The organism is Streptococcus suis (genome assembly GCF_002960445.1).
GTDB lineage: Bacteria > Bacillota > Bacilli > Lactobacillales > Streptococcaceae > Streptococcus > Streptococcus hyiners.
The window spans coordinates 1-294 of record NZ_POJD01000372.1; the positions used below are offsets into that span (position 1 = coordinate 1).

The 294-nt window shown below is 39.5% G+C and carries 1 protein-coding gene; it reads right to left on the reverse strand.

The window, feature by feature from the left end:
* The coding region (locus tag C1G53_RS12125; protein ID WP_153046729.1) for an ATP-binding cassette domain-containing protein at positions 1-294 on the reverse strand (294 nt) is incomplete at both ends.

Below are 294 nucleotides of genomic sequence, written 5' to 3' on the forward strand. Positions count from 1 at the left end.
AACAGACCTTGAAAACAAAATGTGTTCTTGTGGAACATAGCCAATTTTTTCCTCTATACTAGAACGTTTAAAGTCTAAAATAGATTGATGATTGATGAAAAAATTTCCCTGACCAATCGGATACTGGCGTAAGAATTGGCGAACCAAGGTCGTTTTTCCCGAACCAGTTTTCCCAACGATACCTACAGTTTGCCCTGCTTTCAGTGTCCAATTGATGTCCTGTAGGCTGGCTCTTTCCGCCTGTGGATAACTAAAGCTATAATTTTTGAAGGAAATACTAGACAGCTCTGCAAT